Annotated in this window: 27 protein-coding genes; 11 read left to right on the top strand and 16 right to left on the bottom strand. The window is 35.5% G+C overall.

What is annotated here, in order from left to right; translation table 11 throughout:
* Positions 1–72: 72 nt before the first annotated feature.
* From C9914_RS02575 to C9914_RS02600, 6 genes are all read right to left on the bottom strand, one after another.
* Positions 73–741 (bottom strand): response regulator transcription factor, encoded by a 669-nt coding sequence (locus C9914_RS02575; RefSeq protein ID WP_408003180.1) that lies wholly within the window; start codon positions 739–741, stop codon positions 73–75.
* On the bottom strand, positions 741–1,397 hold the full coding sequence (gene phoU, locus C9914_RS02580; RefSeq protein ID WP_106763124.1) for a phosphate signaling complex protein PhoU: 657 nt from the start codon (positions 1,395–1,397) through the stop codon (positions 741–743). The genes C9914_RS02575 and phoU overlap by 1 nt, the downstream gene beginning before the upstream one ends.
* On the bottom strand, positions 1,397–2,158 hold the full coding sequence (gene pstB, locus C9914_RS02585) for a phosphate ABC transporter ATP-binding protein PstB (protein ID WP_106763126.1): 762 nt from the start codon (positions 2,156–2,158) through the stop codon (positions 1,397–1,399). The genes phoU and pstB overlap by 1 nt, the downstream gene beginning before the upstream one ends.
* Before the next feature lie 18 nt (positions 2,159–2,176).
* Positions 2,177–3,100, bottom strand: coding sequence for a phosphate ABC transporter permease PstA (gene pstA, locus C9914_RS02590; protein WP_022265250.1), 924 nt, complete (start codon positions 3,098–3,100; stop codon positions 2,177–2,179).
* Positions 3,097–3,954, bottom strand: coding sequence for a phosphate ABC transporter permease subunit PstC (gene pstC / locus C9914_RS02595; RefSeq protein ID WP_106763129.1), 858 nt, complete (start codon positions 3,952–3,954; stop codon positions 3,097–3,099). Before pstC ends, pstA begins: the two co-directional genes overlap by 4 nt.
* A 170-nt stretch (positions 3,955–4,124) precedes the next feature.
* Complete coding sequence (locus C9914_RS02600; protein WP_106763131.1) at positions 4,125–5,048, bottom strand: substrate-binding domain-containing protein; 924 nt, start codon at positions 5,046–5,048, stop codon at positions 4,125–4,127.
* 486 nt (positions 5,049–5,534) lie between these two features.
* Between C9914_RS02600 and C9914_RS02605 the strand changes: the two genes are divergently transcribed.
* Positions 5,535–7,304 (top strand): Na/Pi cotransporter family protein, encoded by a 1,770-nt coding sequence (locus C9914_RS02605; RefSeq protein ID WP_106763133.1) that lies wholly within the window; start codon positions 5,535–5,537, stop codon positions 7,302–7,304.
* 321 nt (positions 7,305–7,625) lie between these two features.
* On the opposite strand, the gene C9914_RS02610 is transcribed toward C9914_RS02605, so the two are convergent.
* The 3 genes from C9914_RS02610 to C9914_RS02620 all read right to left on the bottom strand — a co-directional run bounded on the left by C9914_RS02610 (position 7,626) and on the right by C9914_RS02620 (position 9,541).
* Positions 7,626–8,033 carry a C-GCAxxG-C-C family protein gene (locus C9914_RS02610; RefSeq protein WP_106763135.1) on the bottom strand — a complete coding sequence of 136 codons (408 nt, stop codon included), beginning with the start codon at positions 8,031–8,033 and terminating at the stop codon, positions 7,626–7,628.
* 138 nt (positions 8,034–8,171) lie between these two features.
* The gene (locus C9914_RS02615; protein ID WP_106763137.1) at positions 8,172–8,678 is read right to left on the bottom strand and encodes a shikimate kinase; all 507 of its coding nucleotides are present in this window, start codon (positions 8,676–8,678) and stop codon (positions 8,172–8,174) included.
* Between the two features lie 20 nt (positions 8,679–8,698).
* Complete coding sequence (locus C9914_RS02620) at positions 8,699–9,541, bottom strand: shikimate dehydrogenase family protein (protein WP_106763138.1); 843 nt, start codon at positions 9,539–9,541, stop codon at positions 8,699–8,701.
* A gap of 265 nt (positions 9,542–9,806) precedes the next feature.
* On the opposite strand from C9914_RS02620, the gene acpP reads away from it, so the two are divergent.
* Positions 9,807–10,034, top strand: coding sequence for an acyl carrier protein (acpP, locus tag C9914_RS02625; protein ID WP_022265257.1), 228 nt, complete (start codon positions 9,807–9,809; stop codon positions 10,032–10,034).
* An 80-nt stretch (positions 10,035–10,114) separates the two neighbouring features.
* Positions 10,115–10,774 carry a nitroreductase family protein gene (locus C9914_RS02630; RefSeq protein ID WP_106763140.1) on the top strand — a complete coding sequence of 220 codons (660 nt, stop codon included), beginning with the start codon at positions 10,115–10,117 and terminating at the stop codon, positions 10,772–10,774.
* Between the two features lie 310 nt (positions 10,775–11,084).
* Here C9914_RS02630 and C9914_RS02635 read toward each other — a convergent pair whose 3' ends face one another.
* The 7 genes from C9914_RS02635 to C9914_RS02665 form a co-directional block, all read right to left on the bottom strand.
* Positions 11,085–11,909 (bottom strand): hypothetical protein, encoded by an 825-nt coding sequence (locus C9914_RS02635; protein WP_106763142.1) that lies wholly within the window; start codon positions 11,907–11,909, stop codon positions 11,085–11,087.
* 16 nt (positions 11,910–11,925) lie between these two features.
* On the bottom strand, positions 11,926–12,954 hold the full coding sequence (gene queA / locus C9914_RS02640) for a tRNA preQ1(34) S-adenosylmethionine ribosyltransferase-isomerase QueA (RefSeq protein WP_106763144.1): 1,029 nt from the start codon (positions 12,952–12,954) through the stop codon (positions 11,926–11,928).
* A 12-nt stretch (positions 12,955–12,966) separates the two neighbouring features.
* A complete protein-coding gene (locus C9914_RS02645; protein ID WP_106763145.1) occupies positions 12,967–14,106 on the bottom strand; it encodes a DHHW family protein in 1,140 nt (379 codons plus the stop codon).
* A gap of 11 nt (positions 14,107–14,117) precedes the next feature.
* Positions 14,118–15,515 carry an MBOAT family O-acyltransferase gene (locus C9914_RS02650; protein ID WP_106763147.1) on the bottom strand — a complete coding sequence of 466 codons (1,398 nt, stop codon included), beginning with the start codon at positions 15,513–15,515 and terminating at the stop codon, positions 14,118–14,120.
* 35 nt (positions 15,516–15,550) lie between these two features.
* A complete protein-coding gene (locus C9914_RS02655) occupies positions 15,551–16,132 on the bottom strand; it encodes a DUF4358 domain-containing protein (RefSeq protein ID WP_106763149.1) in 582 nt (193 codons plus the stop codon).
* 26 nt (positions 16,133–16,158) lie between these two features.
* The gene (locus C9914_RS02660) at positions 16,159–17,007 is read right to left on the bottom strand and encodes a GDSL-type esterase/lipase family protein (RefSeq protein WP_106763150.1); all 849 of its coding nucleotides are present in this window, start codon (positions 17,005–17,007) and stop codon (positions 16,159–16,161) included.
* Between the two features lie 158 nt (positions 17,008–17,165).
* Positions 17,166–18,734, bottom strand: coding sequence for a leucine-rich repeat domain-containing protein (locus tag C9914_RS02665; protein ID WP_158707317.1), 1,569 nt, complete (start codon positions 18,732–18,734; stop codon positions 17,166–17,168).
* A gap of 242 nt (positions 18,735–18,976) precedes the next feature.
* Between C9914_RS02665 and C9914_RS02670 the strand changes: the two genes are divergently transcribed.
* The 8 genes from C9914_RS02670 (at position 18,977) to C9914_RS02705 (ending at position 25,226) form a co-directional block, all read left to right on the top strand.
* Positions 18,977–19,444 carry a muramidase family protein gene (locus C9914_RS02670; protein ID WP_158707318.1) on the top strand — a complete coding sequence of 156 codons (468 nt, stop codon included), beginning with the start codon at positions 18,977–18,979 and terminating at the stop codon, positions 19,442–19,444.
* Between the two features lie 67 nt (positions 19,445–19,511).
* On the top strand, positions 19,512–19,913 hold the full coding sequence (locus C9914_RS12000; protein ID WP_408003178.1) for a DUF5658 family protein: 402 nt from the start codon (positions 19,512–19,514) through the stop codon (positions 19,911–19,913).
* Between the two features lie 360 nt (positions 19,914–20,273).
* A complete protein-coding gene (locus C9914_RS02680; RefSeq protein ID WP_106763158.1) occupies positions 20,274–21,236 on the top strand; it encodes an NAD-dependent epimerase/dehydratase family protein in 963 nt (320 codons plus the stop codon).
* 22 nt (positions 21,237–21,258) lie between these two features.
* Positions 21,259–22,284, top strand: a complete 1,026-nt coding sequence (gene aroF, locus C9914_RS02685) for a 3-deoxy-7-phosphoheptulonate synthase (RefSeq protein ID WP_106763160.1) — start codon at positions 21,259–21,261, stop codon at positions 22,282–22,284.
* Positions 22,277–22,750, top strand: a complete 474-nt coding sequence (locus tag C9914_RS02690) for a GNAT family N-acetyltransferase (RefSeq protein ID WP_276329539.1) — start codon at positions 22,277–22,279, stop codon at positions 22,748–22,750. The genes aroF and C9914_RS02690 overlap by 8 nt, the downstream gene beginning before the upstream one ends.
* Before the next feature lie 24 nt (positions 22,751–22,774).
* Positions 22,775–23,605: a prephenate dehydrogenase gene (locus C9914_RS02695; protein ID WP_106763162.1), complete on the top strand. Its 831-nt coding sequence runs from the start codon at positions 22,775–22,777 to the stop codon at positions 23,603–23,605.
* Positions 23,605–24,231: a GDSL-type esterase/lipase family protein gene (locus tag C9914_RS02700; protein ID WP_106763164.1), complete on the top strand. Its 627-nt coding sequence runs from the start codon at positions 23,605–23,607 to the stop codon at positions 24,229–24,231. The genes C9914_RS02695 and C9914_RS02700 overlap by 1 nt, the downstream gene beginning before the upstream one ends.
* Before the next feature lie 281 nt (positions 24,232–24,512).
* Positions 24,513–25,226 carry an NAD-dependent protein deacylase gene (locus C9914_RS02705; RefSeq protein WP_106763166.1) on the top strand — a complete coding sequence of 238 codons (714 nt, stop codon included), beginning with the start codon at positions 24,513–24,515 and terminating at the stop codon, positions 25,224–25,226.
* Positions 25,227–25,321: the final 95 nt, after the last annotated feature.

The raw sequence follows: 25,321 nt of genomic DNA on the forward strand, positions 1-25,321 counted from the left end.
CGGGAAACCCTCAAAGCAAGGATTTCCCGTTAGCCGTTTCTAATTATCATTCAATTATATGAATAAAGCTAATTATTCACCAAGCTTATATCCAACATTTCTAATGGTTTTAATGACAGAACCACTTTCTCCCAGCTTTTGTCTTAAAGTTTTTATATGCATATCAACAGTTCGGCTTTCGCCTTCATATTCAAAGCCCCAAACCTTATTCATTATTTTTTCTCTTGTAAGGACAATACCTTTATTCATTATAAGAAATTTCAAAAGTTCATATTCCTTAAAGGTTAGTTCTCTCTGCTCTCCATCAACTGTAACAATATGCTTTTCATCATCAATACTAATGTTCTGATAGCTCATTCCGCTAAACTGCTGTTGCTTTTCTGTTCGGCGTAAAAGAGCCTTAACACGAGAAACTAACTCCATAACGCCAAATGGCTTTGCTATATAGTCATCTGCACCCATATCAAGTCCCTTAACGGTATCAAGCTCAGTTGATTTAGCCGTTACCAATATAACAGGAATATTCTTTGTCTTATCATCAGCACGAAGCTTTTTAAGGATAGAGAGCCCATCCTCATCAGGCAACATAATATCAAGAATTAGCATAGAAGGCTGTTTTTCAAGACAGCTTTCAAAAACTCCTTTTCCCGAATCAAATTGCACTATATCATAACCGCTATTTTTGAGAGCATAGCTTTCAAGCTCTCTTATATCTGTATCGTCCTCAACAACATAAATAATCAATTACTGTCATGCTCCTCGTGATGACCTACTATTGAGAAAATAACCCAGTCTGCAAGATTAACTGCATGGTCGCCTATTCTCTCGAAATACTTAGCCACCATAATAAGGTCTATTGCCTGTTCGCCATTATTTACATCTTCTCTTATAAGCTCAATAAGGTCATTTTTTATTGTTACGAAAAGGTTGTCTACAATATCATCTCTTGCAAAAACTGAACGAGCAAGCTCCAAATCTCTCTTAACAAAGGCATCTACACTTGTTGTAACCATTTCGATAGTAGCCTTAGCCATCTGCTCAATATGGTCAAATCGTTTGATATACTGTGTTTTAGACATAAGAATTGTCAACTCAGAAATATCCGCCGCCTGGTCACCTATACGCTCCATATCAGTAATCATTTTGATTGCAGAGGAAATAAGTCTTAGGTCAGACGCAACAGGCTGCTGCTGAAGTAAAAGCTTAAGACAAATATTTTCGACTTCCTTTTCTTTTTGGTCAATCTCTCTATCGAACTCTACATTTTCCTTTGCGATTTCAATATTTTGATTGATAAGTCCCTTATACGCTCTTGCAATAGCCGTTTCAATAAGAGAACCCATTTCTATAAGCTCATTATTAAGCTTTCTAAGCTGCATATCGAAACTGTTTCTCATTATCCGAACCTCCCCGTAATATAATCCTCTGTTCTTTTATCTTGCGGAGTAGAGAATAATTTCTCTGTTTCGTCATACTCAACGACTTCACCAAGAAGGAAAAAGGCTGTTTTATCGGAGATACGGGCGGCTTGCTGCATATTATGCGTAACCATGATGATAGTATACTCGTTTTTCAACTCCATTGCAAGGTCTTCTATCTTTGAAGTCGAAATCGGGTCTAAGGCACTCGTTGGCTCGTCCATAAGCAAAACCTCGGGTTTAACAGCTAAAGCTCTTGCTATACAAAGCCTTTGTTGCTGACCACCAGAAAGTCCCAAAGCACTTTTCTTGAGCCTGTCCTTGAGTTCGTCCCAGATAGCCGCATTTTTAAGTGAAGTTTCAACAATCTCATCAAGCTGTGCCTTAGAGCGAATACCATGTGTACGAGGTCCGTAAGCGATATTATCATAAATACTCATCGGGAATGGATTAGGCTTTTGGAAAACCATTCCTACTCTTTTTCTAAGGATATTAACATCCATATCGCCGAAAATATCTTCTCCGTCAAGAAGAATATCGCCTGTAATCTTACAGCCCTCAACAAGGTCATTCATTCTGTTTAAGGATTTAAGCAAAGTAGATTTACCACAGCCAGAAGGTCCGATAAATGCGGTAATCTCTTTTTCTTTCATTTTTAGATTAATATTTTTCAAAGCGTGAAACTTACTATAATATAAATCAACGCCCTCAACAACAATTTTATCCTTTTTATTTGACATAATGCCACGCCTTTCCAATTATTTCTTGGTAATTTTCTTAGCTACTACACTTGAGAGCCAGTTAATTAAAAGTACAAGTACAAGAAGTACAACTGCTGTTGCATATGCCTGATTAGTATGCAAGCCCTCATTAGAGAGGTTATACATATGAACTGCAAGCGTTCTTGTCGAGGACATAAGGTCCTTTGGATAATCTGCGACTGCACCGGCTGTATAGATAAGAGCCGCAGTTTCACCGACAACACGACCAATAGCAAGAATAACACCTGCAAGAATACCAGGAACAGCCGACGGCAAAACAATCTTAAAAACTGTTCTAAGCTTACCGGCACCAAGTCCAAAGCTGCCCTCACGATATGAGTCAGGCACAGAGAGCAATGCTTCTTCTGTTGTTCTCATAATAAGTGGAAGAATCATAATCGCAACTGTAAAAGAACCTGCGAGAAGTGAATAACCCCAATGCAAAGCTTCTACAAAGAAAAGCATACCAAACAAACCATATACAATAGACGGTATACCTTGAAGTGTTTCAGCTGCTGTACGAACAATCGAAACAAGCTTATTACCACGCTTTGCATATTCTACAAGATATATTGCCGAAAAAATTCCAAGCGGAACAGCAACTATAAGTGAAAGCAAGGTCATAAGAATGGTATTTACAAGTGCCGGAACAAGTGAACAGTTATCAGAAGTATACTTCAGCGAGAATATATCCGCATTTATATAAGGAATACCCATTACAAGAATATATCCTATAAGAAAGACAACTGTTGCCATAGTTGCAATAGCCGCAAGCCATACAAGCAGATAAAGTATGAGTGAAGTAGGGTGATTTTTATATTGCTTAAGCTTCTGAGCAAAAGTCTGAACATTTCTTGCCTGAATCTTATCTACATCAATATCATTGCTTTTATTAGTTTCAATAACATTTTCAGCCATCATTCAGACCTCCTTTTTACTATTGAGAGAAGAGCGTTTATAAGAAGAATAAGTACAAATAGCACAACACCTGTTGCAATAAGTGCTTCACGATGTAAACCTGATGCGTAACCCATTTCCATAACAATATTTGTTGTAAGAGTTCTTACGCCACTCAAAACACTATCAGGAATAATTGCCTGATTACCTGCAACAAGGATAACAGCCATTGTTTCACCTATTGCTCTGCCTATTCCAAGAACGATACCTGCGAGGATACCTGATTTTGCAGCAGGTAATATTACTCTGAAAACTGTTCTTTCGTGAGTTGCACCCAAACCAAGTGAACCCTCATAATAGCTATCAGGAACAGCTCTTATAGCACTTTCAGAAACAGTAATGATAGTTGGGAGAATCATAATTCCGAGAAGAATAGAGGCGGTAAGTATACTACCTGTTCCATTTCCGCCAATATTATCACGAATAAACGGTACAAGAACAACCAAGCCAAAGAAACCATAAACAACTGATGGAATACCTGCAAGAAGTTCAACTGCTGGCTTTAATACTTTATATATATGTTTAGGGCAGAATTTTGCGAGATAAACTGCTGTAAGAAGTCCAATCGGTACACCTACTACCAACGCACCTGCTGTTACATATATAGAACCAAGAATCATTGGGAAGATACCATATTCTGCTGGTTCATTTGATGGTGCCCAAGTAGAGCCACCAATAAAATTAAATATTCCGATTTTAGCCATTGCAGGAATACCATTTGCAAAGAGGAATATGCAAATCAGGGCAACCGCCGCAATCGACACAAGTGCTGCTATGAAGAACACCACTTTCATAATTTGTTCTTTATATTTTACCATTTTATAACCACCTTGTTGTTAAGGACGGCGTTTATGCCGTTTAGCGTGATACACAGTCGCTCTCTTTGATACTGTGAATCATTCCTGTATGTTTCAAAATCATTTTTACATAGATATGGAACGGCAATTTCTGTTGCCGTTCCCGCCGAAATAGCTTTATTTATCTTTGATTACTTCAATTCCCAAGTTGTGATTGAACCGTCATAAAGTCCCTTGATTTGGTCAAGTGTAAGGTTATCTGTCGGGTTTGAAGTGCTTCCAACAACTGCGATACCATCAAGAGCGATTTTTTGTGGTGTAAGGCTTTCCTTTTCATCGTCCTTTAGTTCACGAGAAGACATTGCAATCTGACAAGTTCCGCTTATAGCTGCCTTGATGCCTGAAGAAGAATCCTGTGTCTGGAGTTCAATCTCCGCACCTGTATTGATTTGCTTATATGCTTCAACAAGCTTTTCCATTACAGGAGAAACAGATGATGAACCAGCTATAACAATCTTACCTGCTGGCTTAGAACCTGCATAAGCCTTTGCATCATCTACTACGCTGACATAACCTTCCTTTGTGATAACATCTTGTCCGTCCTTACTAAGGATATAAGAAATGAAATCTTTTGTAAGCTCATCGCCTTCACCCTTTGTTGCAATATTAAATGGACGAGAAATCTTATATGTGCCATTCTTGACATTCTCTGCTGTTGCTTCAACGCCGTCTACTTTGAAGGCTTTAACTGTATCATTCAAAGAACCAAGTGAAATATAACCGATTGCATACTGATTACCAGCGACGCCACTCATAACAGCCTGTGTATTATTAAGTGTAGATGCAGAAGCTGTTGTGTTATCCTTCTTAGAGCCATCACTGCCCTTTTCAAGAAGTCCTGTAAGCTCTATGAAAGCATCTCTTGTGCCTGAACCATTCTCACGAGTAATTACTGTAACTTGCTTTGTCTTATCAAATGAAGATGTATCTGCTGAACCTGCTGTTCCAGATGATGAACCATTTCCTGAGTTACTGTTACAAGCTGTAAATGCTGAAACTGCCAATACTGAAGCTGCCAATACTGCCAAAATCTTCTTTGTTGATTTTACTTTCATTTTCAAACAATCTCCTTTTTTACTCTAAACAATTTTTTCTTTTCTGGGTACAAGAATATTCTATGCTATGCTCGTAAAATTAAAAAGCAAATGACAGTAAAAGATATGTAAAATACGATTCCAATTTTCATAAAAGAAATATTCTAAAAATCATTGTTAAATCTATTAATCTTAGCATATCTTGCTGATATGTTTTAAATTATCTTTTTACATAGATTTTACATAGAATTTATAAAATTGACATTTACAGCAAGTATAAAAAGTTTTCAACCATTTTGTTTGTTAGATTTAATTAAAATAATTTGATAAAAATCAATTATTTAGAATTTTAAGCAATTTACATTTCAAGAAATTTATGTAATAATGAATATGTTGTAGCATTTTTTATCTAATTTTTACTTTTATTTTTTAGGTAATTCTCAATTAAGACCTATATAATAAAAGTGTAAAATTTCCTCGTTAAAACTGAAAATTAGGAGAGGTATCATGGACATTCTGTCAATTTTTACTTTGTTCGGCGGACTGGCGTTTTTCCTTTTTGGAATGAATTTTATGGGCGACAACTTAGAGAAACTCTCTGGTGGTAAGCTCGAAAGAATTCTTGAAAAACTGACCAATAACACCATCAAGGGAGTTCTTCTCGGTGCGGGTGTAACCTGCATCATTCAATCCTCGTCTGCAACAACGGTTATGGCTGTCGGCTTTGTCAACTCAGGAATTATGAAGCTTTCACAAGCTATCGGAATAATTATGGGTGCAAATGTTGGTACAACCATTACGGCGTGGATTCTAAGCCTCACAGGCATACAGGGTGACAGTCTTTTAATGAAACTACTTAAGCCTGAAAGCTTTTCTCCTATCATAGCTGTTATAGGTATTATCCTTATTATGCTATGTAAGGAAGGAAAAAAGCGTGATGTGGGTAACATTCTCGTAGGTTTTGCCATTCTTATGTTTGGTATGGAAACTATGAGTGACGCTGTTAAGCCACTCGCTGAAATTCCTGAGTTTGCAAGCTTCCTCACAATGTTTGAAAACCCATTCTTTGGCGTTATTGCAGGTGCTTTGTTGACAGCTATTATTCAAAGCTCATCGGCTTCTGTCGGTATTCTGCAAGCCCTTACTGTAACTGGTGCAATATCCTTTGCCTCGGCTATACCTATTATAATGGGACAAAACATTGGTACTTGTGCAACAGCTCTTATCTCTTGCATAGGTGCAAATAAGAACGCAAAACGCACAGCCTTTGTTCACCTATACTTTAATATTATAGGTACAATCGTATGGCTTTCTGTTTTCTATATTGCAAATGCAATATTCCATTTTGGATTTATCAATCAGGTTACAACCCCTGCAGATATTGCTCTTATACACTCAATCTTTAACCTTGCATCTACTGCTCTGCTCTTGCCTTTCGCAAAACAGCTCGGTAAACTTGCTACACTCACAATTCCTGATAAGGGCAATGATGATGATATGCCATTTATTGATGAGCGTTTCCTCAATGCACCGTCATTCGCTGTTGAGCAATGCAAAAATATGACAAATAAGATGGCAGAGCTTTCAAAGAAAAATCTCTTCCTTGCTATGTCACAAATCGGTAATTACTCTCAAAAAGATGATAACGAAATCACCGAAAATGAGAATAAAATTGATATGTATGAAGATGTTCTCGGAACATATCTCGTAAAGCTAAGCAGTAAGAGCCTTACTATTAAGGACAGCAACGAAATTTCTAAGATACTTCATGCAATCGGTGATATCGAAAGAATAGGTGACCATGCAGTAAATATCTTAGGTGTTGCCAAAGAAATGGACGACAAGAAACTTTCTTTCTCGGACAAGGCTCAGGAAGAAATAGGTATTCTTTCAGATGCGATAAAGGAAATAGTTACAAAGACTATGAATTCCTTTGAAAACTCAGATGTGACAACTGCACATATGGTAGAACCTCTTGAAGAAGTTATTGACGAGCTTAAAGCGGAGCTTAAAATACGCCATATCAGACGACTTCGTGAAGGTCGCTGTACTATTGAGCTTGGCTTTATTCTTCAAGACCTTATCACAAACTATGAGAGAATTTCAGACCATTGCTCTAATATAGCAGTTTGTGTTATTGAAATTGATAAGACTGCATTTGATACACATGAGTATCTACATGAAATCAAGACAGGCTCTAATTCAAATTTTGTAAAGTATTTTCAGGAATATGAAAATAAATATGCTCTTCCCAAAAGCAACATTAAGGCGACCTGATTAAAAGCTTATATAAAATGAAAAGGGAACGATTCGTGATTGAATCGTTCCCTTTTATTGTGGCAAATCACTGCTCACAAAAAGCAAAATTACACTACAAGTTCCACTCTTAATAAAGAAGGTTTGTTACAGCGGTTGAAGTGACTATCAATGTCCTACAAATTATTTCAAAACAAAATGCAGGGGGCGAACTGTGTTCACCCTAATATTTAGCTAATGGACTGATTTTTATAAATAAAATTCAACATCTATAAAAGCAATTTGTTTACACAATCGAAGTAATTACCCAAAGGACAAATACAGTTCGTCCCTATAATTATATTATTCTGCAAGAATTTCCTCAAGAATAGTAGCTGCATCTTCAACACAGCCACGACATTCACGAAGTGGAACGCCATTATTATTAGAACCCTTTAATTCGTGACATAGCTCTGAACCATTCTTCTCTCTAAACTTTGAAGTCAGCTTTCGTATAATCTTATATGTTGCAGCCTTGCTTGTAGGCTCTTGTGGATTAGCACAGCTATTTTTCATACTGAGTATTATAGCCGCACCAGAAATAGCTCCACAAGTTCCCTGCATATCGCCAAGACCTAAACCAAAACCTTCTGTGAGTGCAAACATTGTTTTTTCATCTATGCCAACCTCATCACAAAAGGCACAAGCAACTGCCTGACTGCAATTATAACCATTTTTATGATTTTCCTTAGCTTTTTCAATTCTGTTCATATTAAATACCTCTTAATTAAACATAAAATTATGGGCGAATTTCGTTCGCCCATAACAGCATATAAATCTCAAAACAAGCCCACTTACTTGATAATATATCAATTTTCATCAAGTAATTATTTTCTTATTCAATTAAAGTCAGCTAATAGCATCTATAATTCTTCCACAAACGATTAGTGGTGCAGCAGCGGCATCGACTGTTATATCAGCCGCAGATTTATAAAGTGGCATACGCTTCTCATAAAGCTCACGCATAGCCTTGTCTTTGTTTGGGCGTTGTAATAGTGGGCGAGAATTATCTCCCTTTAAACGCTCTGCAATGACCTCTACGGGCAAATCAAGCAAAACAATCTTGCCACTTGTTCTGAATGTATCTGCATTTTCTTTATCAACAAGAGTTCCGCCACCTGCTGCAATAACTAAACCATTTTTGCCAGCAAGTTCTTTTGCAGATTCCTTTTCAACTTTGCGAAAATACGGCTCTCCATACTTCTCAAAAATCTTAGAAACTGTCATTCCCTCTTTTTTCTCTATATAAGTATCAAGGTCTATAAATGACATTCCAAGCTTTTTAGCAAGCAAAAGTCCTACAGTACTTTTTCCGCTTCCCATAAATCCGCATAAAATTATATTACAGTTCATCATTACCAATCCTTTTTGTTATATCAGCTAAAAAGCTTAGTAACTTCCTTTGCACTATCTTCAACGAGTTGTGCTATATCGTCTTCTTTATAGCTTACATTATCCCAGATTTCGTGAGACCTTACTGCCTGCCATACAAGCATAGACATACCGCCGAGGGTTTTTGAACCATTAGCACGAGCCATCTTTATTAGCTTTGTTTCAAGTGGATTATAAACTGCATCAAAAACATTTGCACATCTTGCAAGAAGTTCAGGGGTAGGTGCCATATTATCAACATTAGGATACATACCAAGAGGTGTAGCATTTATAAGTAGGTCGAAATCGCCCTTTAAACGGCTTATAAGGCTTGTACTTACATATGCCTTATAAATCTTTGTTTTAAGCTCACCGGCAAGCGATGCGGCAACAGGAAGGTCATCAGGACGCACTGCAATAACTGTATTACAACCTGCAAGAGCAGCCTCATATGCAAAGGTTCTTGCAACACCACCACAGCCGAGAATTACTACGCTTTTCTCTAATGGTATTTTTGCAGCCTTTAAAGCCATAAGAAAACCATCTGGGTCTGTTGTATAGCCTTCCGCAATTTCGCCGTTCTTAACAGTATTTACAGAGCCATAAAGCTGTGCTTTATTATCAAGCTTATCAATCAACGGAATAATAGCCTGCTTATGCGGAATAGTAATATTATATCCATCTAAAGTTCTTAGTTCAGAATATTTAGAAGCTAATTCTTCAGGTGCTATATCATAGACAGAATAATCTCCACCCATTCCCGATAGTTCAAAAAGTCTTTTATGTATAAATGGTGACATTGTGTGTCCTATCGGATGTCCTATAACTGCAAATTTTCTTTCGTTCATAATAACAACTCCTTTTTCTTAGTAAAAGCTTACACTAAATCCATAAAATTAAACAAAATTTACGGATAATTTTGAAATAATTAAAAAAAAGCAAATTAACTATTGACAAAGTGCAGATTTACCAATAATATTATTTGTGTAAGAAAGATTTTTAAGTCGGTGTTTTTCTTAATTGTTATTATACCACGAAATTCGTGGTTGTCTACAACTAAACGATATAATACCGCAATTTCTTGAAATCATATTTTTATTAGGAGGAGTTCAAATGGTACTCGAAAAAGTAAAGGCTATCCTTGCAGAGCAGTTTGATTATGAGGAGGATAAGATTACACCTGAAACAACAATCGCTGATGATTTAGGTGCAGATTCACTTGATGTCGTTGACCTTCTTATGTCTATCGAAGACGAGTTCGAAATCGAAGTTCCTGATGAAGAAATCGAGAACATTAAGACTGTTGGCGATCTCGTAAAATATATCGAAGCTAATTCTTAATCTGAAAAAGCAAATTTACGACTGCTGCGGAAAACTGTGGCAGTCGTTTTTGTTAATTTGTAATTAAGGAGTATCTGAAAATGGATATTATACAAGCAATAGAAGAGCGTCATGCAGTAAGAAGCTATAAAGATAAAGAAATTGAGCCTGAAAAGGTTGAAGAACTTAACCAAGAAATAGAAAAATGCAACAAGCTTGGCAATCTTAATATTCAACTCATTCTGAACGAGCCAAAGGCGTTTACAGGCTTTATGGCACACTATGGTAAATTTAATAATGTAAAGAACTACATAGCCCTTGTAGGCCCTAAAACCGCCAATTTAGAGGAACATATCGGCTATTATGGTGAAAGACTTGTTCTAAAGGCTCAGCAAATGGGGCTTAATACCTGTTGGGTAGCAGGAACATATAAAAGAAGGAAATGTGCTTGCAAAATAAATAGCGGAGAAAAGCTTGTCTGTGTTATTGCCATAGGCTATGGCGAAGACCAAGGCATACCTCACAAAAGTAAGCCTATGGAAGAACTTTGCAAAATAGAAGGCAATGCTCCAAAATGGTTTGAAAAGGGTATGCACTGTGCAATGCTCGCACCAACAGCAATGAATCAACAAAAATTTCTTTTCACCTTTGATGGTAAGGCTCTTAAACTTCAAGCCTTAAAAGGTACACTAACAAAAATTGACCTTGGCATAGTAACTTATCATTTTGAGCTTGGCTCAGGACTTAGTATTAAAAAATAATTTTCAAAAGATTTTATTTTTGTGTGGATTTTATTTGTTCGTATATAATAACGAACAAATAAAATCCATTCTTTACTCTAATAAAATAAAAATACACAAAAATGCAGACTGGATTCGACAGTCTGCATTTTGCTTTGATAATAACTTTTAAAATCTATCAGAAAGTTTTAATTAACATTTGTCTTTCAGGGAACCCTCCTGCGCTTTAGGAAGTATGAAGTATTTCGCCGTCTGCGGACGGCGACAAGGGCATTGCCCTTGACCTACAAGCCTTTGAAAAGGCTTGAGCGAAACTTTTAATTTTTTATAATTATATTTTCAGTATACTCATATCACCAGTTTGATTATATGCTTTAATTCTATTGACACAAGGAAGCATAGAGCCAGTCTGTAAGATATTATAAAACTCATTATCTGCACTATTTGTGTCACCAATAAGCATATATAAAGCACCAAGCTGGTATCTTACAAAAATAGATTTAAACCTATTTTTTGTTAAATTATTGTTTAAAACAGCATTTGTTCGATTTATAAGCTCCTGTACATTTTGCTGATTAGAATTTAATCTAAAATTATATTCTGCAACAGTATATTCAAGCAATAGTTTCAATTCATAGTATATATTTACAGGAAATCTTGCTGTGCGAAGTATCATTTCACTATTGCTAATATATGAAGATACCATATCGAATCTATTTAAATTCATATAACATTCTGCTTGCTTCAGAAAAATTAAAAATCTCATATCAAGGCTTAAGCCCTGATAGCCGTTAGCCGCAAACTGAGAAAAAATATCCAGTGCATCATTATATTGCTCATTATTTATATAACCACTTGCAATATTAAAATTTATTGTATTGCGGACATTTTTACCTATAAGTAGTTTATTAAGAAATTTATACTGTTCATCAAGATAACTATGCACATCATAATTAAGCTTAGCGAGTGATTTTTTATATTTATTATGTGCAAATTTATTTGTTATTACAAGTCCCAAAATTGCTATAGCCACTACTCCAATAGAAATAAGAAAAATATAGCTTTCATTAGTAGTTACACTAAAAGCCAAGGCTGTAGCTGTTAGAACCAATAACAAATAATAAACAATCGTTGTTGATGCATAAAGAAATACCATTATATCACCTCTGCAATCAATCAACAATAAGCATAGCATCGCCAAAGCTGAAAAATCTGTATTTTTCAGCAACAGCGGTATTATACGCATTCATAATATTGTCATAGCCTGCAAAAGCTGAAACAAGCATAATCAAGGTGCTTTCAGGCAAATGGAAATTAGTAATGAGGCAATCCATAGCCTTAAATTCAAAGCCAGGATAAATAAAAATATCCGTCATACCGTCACTTGCCTTAATTTCGCCCTCACGCTTTGCAACAGATTCAACAGTTCTGCAGCTTGTAGTACCAACACAAAAAACTCTGCCACCATTTCTATGGGTTTCATTGATAAGAGTAGCTGTTTCTTCACTCATATCATAATGCTCTGAGTGCATCTTGTGCTTTGTTACATCGTCAACCTTTACTGGGCGGAATGTTCCCAAGCCTACATGGAGTGTAACAAAACCAATTTTAACACCCTTTTCTTGTGCTTTTTTCATAAGTTCTTTTGTAAAGTGCAAACCTGCTGTTGGTGCAGCGGCTGAACCTATTTCTCGGCTATAAACAGTTTGATAGCGTTCTTTATCTTTCAACTTTTCGTGGATATATGGTGGTAAAGGCATCTGACCAAGCTTATCAAGATTTTCGTAAAAATTGCCCTCACACTCAAATTCAAGTATCCTATTACCGTCATCAAGTATATCAATAACCTTACAATGCATAAGACCATCGCCAAAACTAAAGCTTGTACCTATTTTAGCACGCTTTCCGGGCTTTGCAAGAGCCTCCCACTTTTTGCCCTCAATACAGTTTAAAAGCAAAAATTCAACATTTGCATTAGTTTCGTCCTTAACGCCATAAATTCTCGCTGGCAAAACTCTTGAATCATTCATAATAAGGCAATCACCCTCATTCAGATAATCAAGAATATCATAAAAATGCCTATGCTCAATCTCGCCTGTTTTTTTATGCAAAATCATAAGTCGAGAACTATCTCTTGGCTCTAATGGAGTTTGTGCAATCAATTCTTCTGGCAAGTCATAATAAAAATCGCTTGTTTTCATATTTAAAACCTCTTAGTATAAGTATGCAAGATTTTTATCTGTTGCAAGATTATCTATTGAATAAAGCAACAAAATTGCATCTGCTTTTTCGTCCTCAACAAGTGCTGAAACATCTTTTTTATAATAACGCAGGTCTACCATAATTATCTCGCTATAATTCTGCGATAAAAAAGGTACTGCTGCGTGTGCATATGAATCCTTAACAACAATCAGCCTTCCACCTTTTGCATTGCTGTTCTTAATTCTAACTAAGCTATGGTTTCCATCAAGGAAAACAGGGTATTTGTCATCATTCTTAAGCTGTTCACGAAAGAAATAGCTATCAGAGCTTATAGCTTCTCCGCCGTCTGAGATTTCAACGCTAACGGAATCCTCTGGCTGATTTTTTCTGCTCCAAAGCTCTATTTTATCAGGCGGAAGAGTCCATAAAGCACTTTTGGAATATGAAGTTCCATAAAAGCCATCAATCGTTTCAACAGAAAATTCACTTTCATCAACAGGCTCATAGCCCATAGCATTACCTAAAAGCTTATAACATTCAAATGCACCCTTACTTGTCCAGTGGTGGTCTGTTTTGTAATAAAGCTGTTCAGATTTAGCTTTTTCCTTAAAAGCCTCTGTTACATCAATAAACTTAATATTCTCACTTAGCTTGTTCTTAAATGAAGAAATCAGCTCATTATCCTTATATTCCTCGTGATTAAATGGCAATTTATCGCTGTTTATATATCCCGTTGATGGAATAACTGTCATATATACAGGTATGCTTGAATACTCAGCATATTCATTTATATATTCGGCATTTTGAGAAAGTATCTCGCTGTCTTTTGTTGGCTTAGGAAATAAATAACTGTCACTGCCAAGGTAGATTCCCTTAGAACCGTTTCTGCCTGTAACAAGTTCATACTCTGCACTAAAACCAACAAAGAAGTTTCTTGCAGTTATATGGTCAGAGAGGTAATCGTCTATTCCACTCTGAAAAGTTCCGTCAGCAAGTTTTTCTAATGTAAACTCTGGAAAATCTGAAAGTTTTCTTTTTTCCTGAGCGGAATAATCCGACTTTGGCGATACAAAATAAAATAACGCAAATGCAAAGATAAATCCACAGAAAATCACTGCTGGCAAATATTTAATAATGTTTTTTATTTTCATAACACATCACTTTAGAATTTATAGTATAAGAATGGATTATAATCACTGCTTACAAGAGCTGCTGTGCATAATAATAAAGCAAGCACACAGCCAGCATTATCAATAACATAAAGAATAGGTTTGCTCTTAATCTTATGATAAAGCTTACTTATAAGCGGAGTAGAAGTTATAGCAGAAACTATAAGCAACGGAATATACGAAATAATCTTTACAGAAATATCGCCCGACATCATAAAGCCATCAGAACCAAACATTCTTGCGAGGAATATTCCCATCTCGTTAAGATTTTCAAAGTAGAAAAGTACCCAACCGAATAGTATTATTATTATCGAATAGATATGTGAAATAATAGCAGGAGCTTTTTTCAGAACTTTCAACATAAAGAGCTTTTCTATCATCAGCAATACACCGAAATAAAGTCCCCATAAGATAAAATTCCAGCTTGCACCATGCCATAAGCCAGTTAAAAACCACACCACAGCTATATTTATAATCTGTCGATAAAGTCCTTTTCTGTTGCCGCCAAGCGGAATATAAACATATTCTCTGAACCAAGTTCCGAGTGAAATATGCCATCTTCTCCAGAACTCTGTAATACTCTTTGAAATATACGGATAATCAAAGTTTTTCAAGAAGTCAAAACCGAACATCTTGCCAAGTCCCATTGCCATCTCTGAATATCCACAGAAATCAAAGTATATCTGAAATGTATATGCGATTATTCCAACCCAAGAACCTAAAGCACCACTTTGCGTACCGCTCTCACGAACAGCGTCCCAAAGATTGCCCATTTCATTTGCAAGTAAAACCTTTTTAGATAAACCAATTAAAAATAGCTTAACACCATCAGTAAATCCTTGTAAAGTTTCCTTTCGGTGCATAAGCTGTTCGGCAACATCTTCATATCTTACTATCGGGCCAGCAATAAGCTGCGGAAAAAGCGATACATATGTACCAAAGGTAATAATATTCTTTTGTACCTTTACAGTGTTTTTATATACATCAATCGTATATGACATAGTCTGAAATGTATAGAACGAAATTCCGATAGGCAAGGCAATCTCCAAAATCGGAATATTAAGAAACGGCATAACCATATTAAGCGTTTCTCCTATAAAGCCTGCATACTTAAAGAAACCAAGTAATCCGAGATTTAATATTACAGATAGTATAAAAATAAATCTTGCTAAACCTTTTTTCTCTCTATTTATGCCTATCAATATACCAGATGTATAATTCAGTAATATTGAAAACAGCATAAGTATAACAAGCCAAGGCTCACCCCACGCATAAAAGACTAAATCGACTATGAAAAGCGTAAGATTTCTAAATCTTCTTGGAGTGATATAATAAAGTGTCAATACAAATGGCAAGAACACAAATAAAAATATTAAGCTTGAAAAAACCAAATCGAACCATCACCGCATTTCTCTAATACTCAAAATCAAGCGCCAATGGCATCATTATAAATTTGCTTAATCTGGTCTGCCTTTTCGGATATTACAAGAGAAACATAAAGACCATTTGTTTCAACCTTTGCACTCTCAATAATTTTAACTTGGTCCGGGTCATAGTTCTTTATAACATTATACTTTGACTGCCAATCATTTTGAAGCTTATCAGCAACTTCCTTTGCAGCAGCCTCATCTTTGGCCTTAACATATATAAATTCATCTTGTCTAAGACCATCAGTGCATATTGCACCAGAAAAATCCTCTGCCTGTTCATCAGTTATCCCGAAAACACGCTTTAATCTTCGCTCATCAAAATCAGCCATATCGCTTGGAAGCTCTACTTCTGCCTTTACCTTTTCAAGAGCAGCAGACAACACAGAGCTTTCAGTGTTTGAAGTATTTGAGCTTTCATTTTTAGATTCGCTTTGACTTGATTCAACTTCAGAGCTTTCTGTGCTTACCACAGAAGATGTACCTTCTGTCTTTAAATCTGTTCCGCTATTGGAATTTCCACAAGCAGCAAATGACATAACTATCATAGCTGATAAAATTGTTGCAAAAACCTTTTTCATTTTCAAAATCCTCTCTTTTTCATAAATTACTCAACATTCTGTTTCAGATATTCAACCCATACTTTACAGCCATCATCAGAGAAATGTATTCCCATAGCCTCAGGGTCACTGCAATATTCTGGAATTAAATTTCCCTTTTCATCTTTCATAACAGAGGCAACATCAAGATATTTATATCCAAGCTTTTCCGCCTCTGCTTTAAGCTTAATATTAAACTCATCAATAGATTTATTGTTCAAATCCTTTAACTGCATATTCTCAAGCATAGGTGTTACAGACTGAATATAAATCTCAACATCAGGACTTTTTTCTTTAATTCTTGAAGTCAGAGTTTTCATATTTTCAATAGTATCATCTATGCCATAAAGGCCTATATCATTCATACCAAACATAATAAAGACCTTTTTTGAACCAAGCATTTGAACACCGTCATCAACAGTATATTTTTTGCCCTCATATGTAGGGTGAACATTTCCATCAGCGTCTATATCCTGCAATGCAGCACCATAGCCCAAGCTTCCAGCACAGAGAAATTCTGCCTTTCCAAGAGAGCCATTATCTGCATAATATGATAATTTAAGTGTTACACTATCCCCCACAAACACTGCATCATCAAACCAGCTTGATTCTACCTCAGTTTTAGATTCGGTAGATTTTTCTGAAGCTTTTGATGCATCTTTAGAAGACTCATCGTTTTTAGAAGATTCATTATCTTTAGAAGATACATTGTCTTTAGATACTGGTTGTGAAATTTTAGCCTTTGAACTTTCAACAGTAGAACTTTCAGATTTATCTGAATTATTTTTTCCACAGCCACTAAAAATAATAGTTGTTGCCAAAGCGGTCATTATAAATAAAATTCCTATACGTTTCATACTTTACCTCCAAAATTAAAAGGCTTGTTAATACCACAAAAACTATGTAAAGCTACCATCTCAGTATCTCACAAACCTCTTATTATGTTAAACTTATTCCATATAATTGTCAACAAACCTCGACATATATTTCAATTACAATATTGTAATTGAAAAAATCATTTTGATGAATGTCTGCCATCTGATTTTTTAACATGACGCATACTCTTTTTCCCAGGTCCTTTCAAAAGTACATAAGCACTAACTGAAAAGGCAACAATACAATCAACAACAATTATTAAAATTACAATAAATGTATATCCACCAGAGAAATTTTCCTCCTCTTCAACATCTAACCTACCCTTATATACATATGACTTCTTTTCAAAATCTGAGAGCAGTTTAAATTCAAAATGCTTTTCATTGGCGAATTTTTCAGCACTGCTTTCACTACTTGAATAAATAGTAAGGTTTTTTGAATCTTTGAAAGCGTCGTCATTTATAGAAACTGTTCCAGCATAAAATGCAACTTCTTCAAGGTTTTCACAATTTTTAAAAGCTGAGCCTATCTTAGGGCCTCCCTTTACAACTACCCTTGTAAGGCTTATGCAATTATGAAAAGCATCACCTTCAATCTTGCTGACATTTTCAGGAATTTCAATCATGCCCAATGATATACAACTATCAAATGCATTTTCTTCAATTACTGTAACACCAACTCCAAGATTTACATTTTTAAGCGATGAACATAAATTAAAAGTATTACTTTCAACAGTTTTCAAAGCCTTTGGCAAGCTTATACTTTTCAATAAATTGCAGTTTTTAAAGGCATTTTTGCCTATCTTAGATGTACTATCTGAGAATTTCACTTCTTTAAGCTTAATACAATCTGAAAAAGCTTTGTCAGCAATGCTTACTCCTGAAGCTGAAAGGTCGGCGGTTTCTATTGCGGAACTTTCAAATGCTCCCTCTTGAATAGACTTTGTATTTTTTGTGGTTTTAAGATTTTTAACAGTTTTATTATCAAGAAAAGCACTTGCACCAACTGTCTTTATATTTTCTTGTAAGGTAAGGTTTTCGGCCTTACCACAATAGCTTATAAGCATTCCATCGCCAAGTATAATATAATCATCTTTATAATTATTTATCCACGCTGTATTTTCAAAAGCGTGACCTCCGATATTTTTAATATTTGGAAGTTCACCAAGCTTTTCGAGAGATTTGCAATTATAAAAAGCATATTGACCTATGCTTTCGGTATTATCTGGCAAAGTCATCTTGTTAAGTGAGGTACAGCCCATAAAAGCATAATCTCCAACCTTTTGCAGCTTATCTCCCAAATTAACAATCTCAAGACTTGTACAGTTTGCAAAAGCCATTTTGCCGATTTCTATTACCTCATCTGGTATAGAAATTTCCTTTATCTTAGAACAGCCCGAAAAAGCAAGTTCATCAATTTTATCAACACTTACTGGTATAGAAAGTACTTCAATCTGTGAGCAAGAAGCAAAAGCCGCCTTGCCTACGCCTGTAACTTCCTTACCATCTATATCTGATGGAATCTTTACGCTTCCACCAAGTCCTCGATAAGAAGTTATAGTTATGCTCTCGCCGTCCTCATTAATCTCATACTCAAAAGCCTCATTACTGCTTGAGCTATCTGAAAATACTGTCGGAGCATATACTGCCAATGAAGCAACCAATGAAAAGGCTACTGCAAACGAAAAAATTCGTTTAGATTTTCTCATTATTTTAATCATTCCTTTATATCAAAAACGCATTAATCTACTAAGTCATTCATTAGTCATTATAATAGCACATTTCGACACTATCCGCAAGGAATAGAAATAATTCAAAAATGAATTTTTATACTTATACAATAATTCTCTTTCAGAGTAGTGATATATAAGGATATTTGCCATCAAATAAGAACATTATTCAAGTCCTAAACATATAATGTATGAGGAAAACATTTCAAGGAGGATTTCAATTGGATATAATAGTATATACCGTAAATAAGGGAGATACACTTCATAATATTGCCGAAAAATTCGGCTCATCTGTTAATGCTATTGCCCGTGCCAATGGCATAGTAGCACCATTCAAAATTTATCCAGACCAAAGTTTAAGAATACCCGTTTTTGAGGAACCAAATTTTATAACATATACAGTTCAGCCGGGAGATACTCTATATTCTCTTGCAGAATATTTTGGCACAACGGTCGGTGAACTTGCCAATGCAAATGAGCTTGAAGACCCTGAAACGATAGCTATAAATCAGGTTTTGCGTATACCTGTTAAGGTACAATCATTACCAAATATTTATACAGTAAAACCTGGTGATACACTTTATTCTATTGCAAAAAGATTCGATACAACAGTAAGTGAACTTATAAACCTCAATAAAATAACAACACCAAATGTTATTTATCCAGGGCAGCAGATAAAGCTTTCATAAATAGCATTAAACAAAAATATCCAATATATGAATATCACCCCGAAAAGTAGTCAATGCTCTTTTCGAGGTGATATTTTTGAAAGATATTTTACAAAAATTTGCAATATGGACTATATTTGATAGCAGAATTATAATAATCTATGCCCTGAATGTCAGCGACTATATTTTTACTTTGATATTAATTCAAAGCGGAATATTTCAAGAAATTAATCCCATTCTTTCAATGCCTATAAATAATTTTAGTGGCTTTATTTTAAAATGTATCATTCCATTCATACTATTACTATATATTCGTTATAGATTCCGAAATGCAGCTGAACGACAAATTAAACCTATAAAATATATCTTAGATTGCACCATTGGAATATATGCCATAATCAATATATTCCATATCTGTTGGTTAATTCTTATGACCTTCTATTTAATTCCGCTTACAGAACAAATCGCTCTTACTTTAGCTAATTCGTAGTAAAAAACAATTTTAAGTGATAAAATTAATTAAGTCAGTTATTAATTTACAGCTTGACAATAAAAAACAAATATGTTATTGTTAATTTATAGAGGAAAAAGGAGGAAAGTCTGAATGACATTCTCGGCTTACACAATGCGATTTAACAGCTATTATTATCACCGTTACTTTAAGACGGTTTATTTTGCTGTACCGAAAAGTGTTGTCTAAAAGCCTTAAACTCTATGTTTTCTCAATTATAAGGTGAATTTTCAGGACAAAGCTCTTTCGGGCTTTGTCCTTTTTGTTTTTGAAGTATTATTGCCGGCTTATACTAAAGACAAAATTCACCAAAATATTAAAAAAGAAAGGAAAGTTCCTATGAATCAAAAAGTTTTACTTATGGGTGGAAGCTATTTCATTGGAAAGAAAATTGCAAATGTTCTCTCAAAAGAATATTCTGTGACCGTTCTTAATCGTGGTACAAAGCCCAAAAGCGAAAATGTCGAAACGATAATCTGTGATAGAAACGATTCCCAAGCTATGAAAATTGCTCTCTCAGAAAAACATTTCGACTTTGTAATTGATGTCAGCGGTACAAATGCAGAGCAAAGCAAAATTCTTTGTGAAAACCTTAACCTTGAAAGCGTAAAATCATTTGTATTTATAAGCTCAAGTGCGGTTTACGATGTTGAGCATTTGAATATTCCTTTCAGCGAAAATGATTTCCTTGCGGAAAATAAATATTGGACAGACTACGGCACAAATAAAATTGAAGCCGAAAACTATCTAATTAAAAATTTTGATAAAGCCGACACAAATCTGTTTATATTAAGACCACCATATGTTTACGGCGAAAACAATTATGCACAACGAGAATCATTTATCTTTGAACATCTTCTGAAAGATAAACCGATTATTGTCCCGAATAATGGAGAAACTAAGTTGCAGTTTATCTATTCAGGTGACCTTGCAAATATAATCAAAACACTTATTCAATCGAACTTATCTGGTATAAACATTTTCAATGTAGGTAATAAAAAGCCTATCACTATAAATGCGTGGATAATGGCTTGTGCCAATGCAATAGGTAAAAAAGCAAAAATTATTTGCTTTGATTATGAGGCTAATTCTTATTCAGCTCGTGATTTCTTCCCATTTTTCGATTATAATAATGTTCTTGATGTAAACAAGATTAACGAGATTTATTCTCAGGAAACTCCATTTATAGATGGCTTAAAAATAGCTTTTGAACAATTCTTGATAGACAGAGATAATATAATTTTCAAGCCAAATGTAATTAAAAATGAAGAAAATATTCTTAAATCACAAAATATAAATTGAATTTTTGAAAGGAAAGATTATAATGATTATAGTACTTAAAAGCACAGCTACAAAAGAAGATTCCCTTTTGTTCAAAAATAAGCTTGAGCAGGAATACGGCGTTAAAGTAAACGAATGGACAGGTGTTGAATCTACTGTTCTCGGCTTAATTGGTGACACAACTAAAATCGACATCGACTACATTTCTGCACAAGATATAGTCGAAAGTGTAAAGCGTGTTCAAGAACCATACAAAAAAGCTAATAGAAAGTTTCACCCGGATAATACAGTAATTTCATTCGATGGCGGACAAAAAATCGGTGATGGCAGTCTTTGCATTATGGCAGGTCCTTGCTCAGTTGAGAGCGAAGAACAGCTTAACGGTATCGCAGAAAAGGTCAAAAAATCAGGTGCTACCTTCTTGCGTGGTGGAGCATTCAAACCAAGAACTTCTCCATATGCTTTCCAAGGCTTAAAAGCAGAAGGTCTTGACCTCCTCAAAGAAGCAAGACGAGTAACAGGCTTACCGATTGTAACAGAGATTATGAGAGTTTCTCATATTGATATGTTTGAGAATGTCGATGTAATTCAAGTTGGTGCGAGAAATATGCAGAATTTCGAGCTTCTTAAAGAGCTTGGTAAGATTGATAAGCCTATACTTCTTAAAAGAGGACTTGCAGCAACAATCGAAGAATTTCTTATGAGTGCCGAATATATTATGGCTGGCGGCAACGATAAGGTTATTCTCTGCGAAAGAGGTATCCGCACATATGAAACCGCAACAAGAAACACACTCGATATTTCCGCTGTTCCTGTCTTGAGAAAGCTGACACATCTTCCTATTATCGTTGACCCAAGTCATGCTTCAGGAAAATCTTGGCTCGTAGAACCACTTGCTATGGCAGCAGTTGCAGCAGGTGTAGACGGCCTAATGATTGAAGTACACAATGACCCACCTCACGCACTTTCTGATGGTGCTCAATCACTTACACCTGAGCAGTTCGATTTAGTCGCAAAGCGTGTATTCGCTATGAAAAAAGCTTACGATGAGGCTATGACTATTGAATAATTTTGATATATGCTTAGTGAGGGCTTCACTTGCTGACGCCAAGAAAATCTGGAATATGCAAAAAGAAGCCTTTGCAGAGCTTTTTGAAAAATATCAGGATTTTGAAACAAGTCCTGCGGCAGAACCGCTTGAAAAGACAATATTCAGATTAAAACAGCCGGAAACATACTTTTATATGATACAGCTTGATAAACAAACTGTTGGTGCAGTGCGTGTGGTTGATTCAGGAAATAATAACCGAAAGAGAATAAGTCCTATATTTATATTACCTAAATTTCGCAATATGGGTATTGCTCAAAAAGCAATTATACTTGCCGAGAAAATCCATGGCAGTAAAAATTGGGAACTTGACACAATTATACAGGAAAAGGGAAACTGCCATTTATATGAAAAGATGGGTTATCGAACTGCAGGAAAAACTAAGATAATAAACGATAAACTAACGCTTGTATTTTATCAAAAATAAATCTTTATTTGGAGTGACTATCTTATGAATATCATCATATCAGGACTTGGAATAATAGGCGGTTCTTTTGCTAAGGCTTTGGCAAAATATACAGACCACCATATAATCGGCATAAATCGAAGCGAAAAACCTCTGCAAGATGCTCTTGCCTGCGGTGCAATACACGAAATTGGCACAAGAGAATCCATCAAAGCTGCTGATATGATTATACTCGGAACTTTCCCAGAAGCTGCTGTAAAGTTCGTGCGTGATAATGCCGATATTATCCCGAAATCCTGCATAGTCACCGATACATCAGGAATTAAAGGACAGATATGCCCCGAACTTGTTCAGCTTTCAAAAGAATACGGCTTTAAATTTATTGGCGGTCACCCAATGGCAGGTAAAGAAACAAACGGTTTTGCCTCCTCTGATGCTGATTTGTTTCAAAATGCCAGCTATATAATAGTTCCTTGTGGTGCTGATGAAAAGGACATAACCTTCGTTTCCGCACTTATGAAAAAAATCGGTTTTGGAATAATAAAAGTTGCAACTCCTGAAGAACATGACCGAATGATAGCTTATACTTCACAGCTTCCTCATGTTATTGCTTGTGCTTATGTTCTGAATGAAAGCTGTACAAATCATAAAGGCTTTTCTGCGGGAAGCTATCGTGATGTATCAAGAGTAGCAAGAATAAATGTTCCACTCTGGACAGAGCTTTTTTCCGAAAACAAAAATTCTCTTGTAAGTGAGCTTGATGAATTTATTGAAAATATGACAAGCATAAGAAACGCTGTTGCAGATGGCAATAATGATGCAGTTGCAGAACTTCTCTCAAAAGCAAGAGATGTAAAAGAGAGGACTGACGGCTGATGAAGCGTATACTTTGCTTTGGCGATTCAAATACATATGGGTATAAACCCGACCGTTCAGGGCAATTCAATGAAAACATTCGCTGGACAGGCTTGCTTTCAAAATTGCTCGGAAATGATTTTACAATAATCGAGGACGGCGTGTGTGGAAGAACTCTTGCACTTGATGACCCTATGTTTGTAGGCAGAAACGGACTAAAAAGCATAGAAAATTCTATTTGCAGTAATTCTCCGATAGATTTACTCATAATTATGCTTGGCACAAATGACCTCAAATACTTTTACAGAATGACCGCAGAAAAAATCACAGAAAACTGCGGAAAGCTTATTAATAAAGCTATTTCTTCCTGTGAAAATCCAGATTCTATACAGATTTTGCTTATCTCCCCTATACTGCTTGGTGAGAACATTCTTTCAATAAATTCAACATATAATGCACAGTCTGTAAAAACATCACACTCGCTTGCAAAAGAATTTGAAAATCTCGCAAAGAAAAAGAATTGTTATTTTCTTGCAGCAGAAAATTATGCAGTAGCATCTGATGTGGATTGCGAACATATGACCGCAGCCGAACACAAAAAGCTTGCCACAGCTATTGAAAAAGAAATCCTCAAAATTTTCAAATAAAGTTTCTAAAATCAAAAGTTTTGCTCAAGCTTTTTCAAAAGCTTGCAGTTTCCAAAGGCAGAGCCTTTGGTCGCTCTCCGCAGAGAGCGAAACACTTTATGCCTCACAAAGCGCAGGAGGGTAGAAAAACATTCCAGTGGAATGTTTTTCGTAGGGAACCCTCGCAGGGGGTTCCCTAAAAGACAAATTCTGACTAAAACCTTGAACTTGATAATTTTTTAGAAATTATTATGAAATAATATCTATAATCGAACTCATGTTAAAACTAAGGGGCGAATCAAATGTATGATGAATTGAAAAAAGCCATAGATGAAAGCAAAAGTATAGTTTTCTTTGGTGGAGCCGGAGTTTCTACTGAGAGCGGTATTCCCGATTTCAGAAGTGTTGACGGACTCTATAACCAAAAATATAAATTTCCACCCGAAACAATTCTAAGCCATACTTTCTTTATGCGTAATACTAAGGATTTCTATGATTTTTATAGAGAAAAAATGCTCTGTCTTGATGTCAAACCAAACAAAGCACATCTTGCCCTTACGAAACTTGAAAAAGAAGGCAAACTAAAAGGCATAGTTACTCAAAATATAGATGGACTTCATCAGGCGGCAGGCTCTAAAAATGTATATGAACTCCATGGTTCTGTTTTAAGAAACTACTGTATGAAGTGCCATAAATTTTATCCAGCAGAATATATTGCTGAAAGTACTGGTGTTCCACACTGTACTTGTGGTGGTATAATTAAGCCCGATGTTGTTTTATATGAAGAAGGTCTTAACGACCGTACCATAAATGAATCTGTAAAGCTTATTGCTAATTGTGATATGCTTATCATTGGCGGAACTTCGCTTAATGTTTATCCTGCGGCTGGTTTAATTCAGTATTTCAATGGAAAATATCTTGTGCTTATAAATAAATCTGAAACACCTGTTGACCGCAAGGCTGATATAGTCATACACGATTCTATAGGTAAGGTTTTAAGTAATGTTATTAAATAATTTATAGTAAATCTAAAGGGAACGAAAATATTTTCGTTCCCTTTTTTAGCTAATAAATTTTCCTAAAAATAAAATCGGTGGACTTAGTCCTCCGA

The sequence above is a fragment of the Pseudoruminococcus massiliensis genome (genome assembly GCF_900291955.1).
Lineage (GTDB): Bacteria > Bacillota > Clostridia > Oscillospirales > Acutalibacteraceae > Pseudoruminococcus > Pseudoruminococcus massiliensis.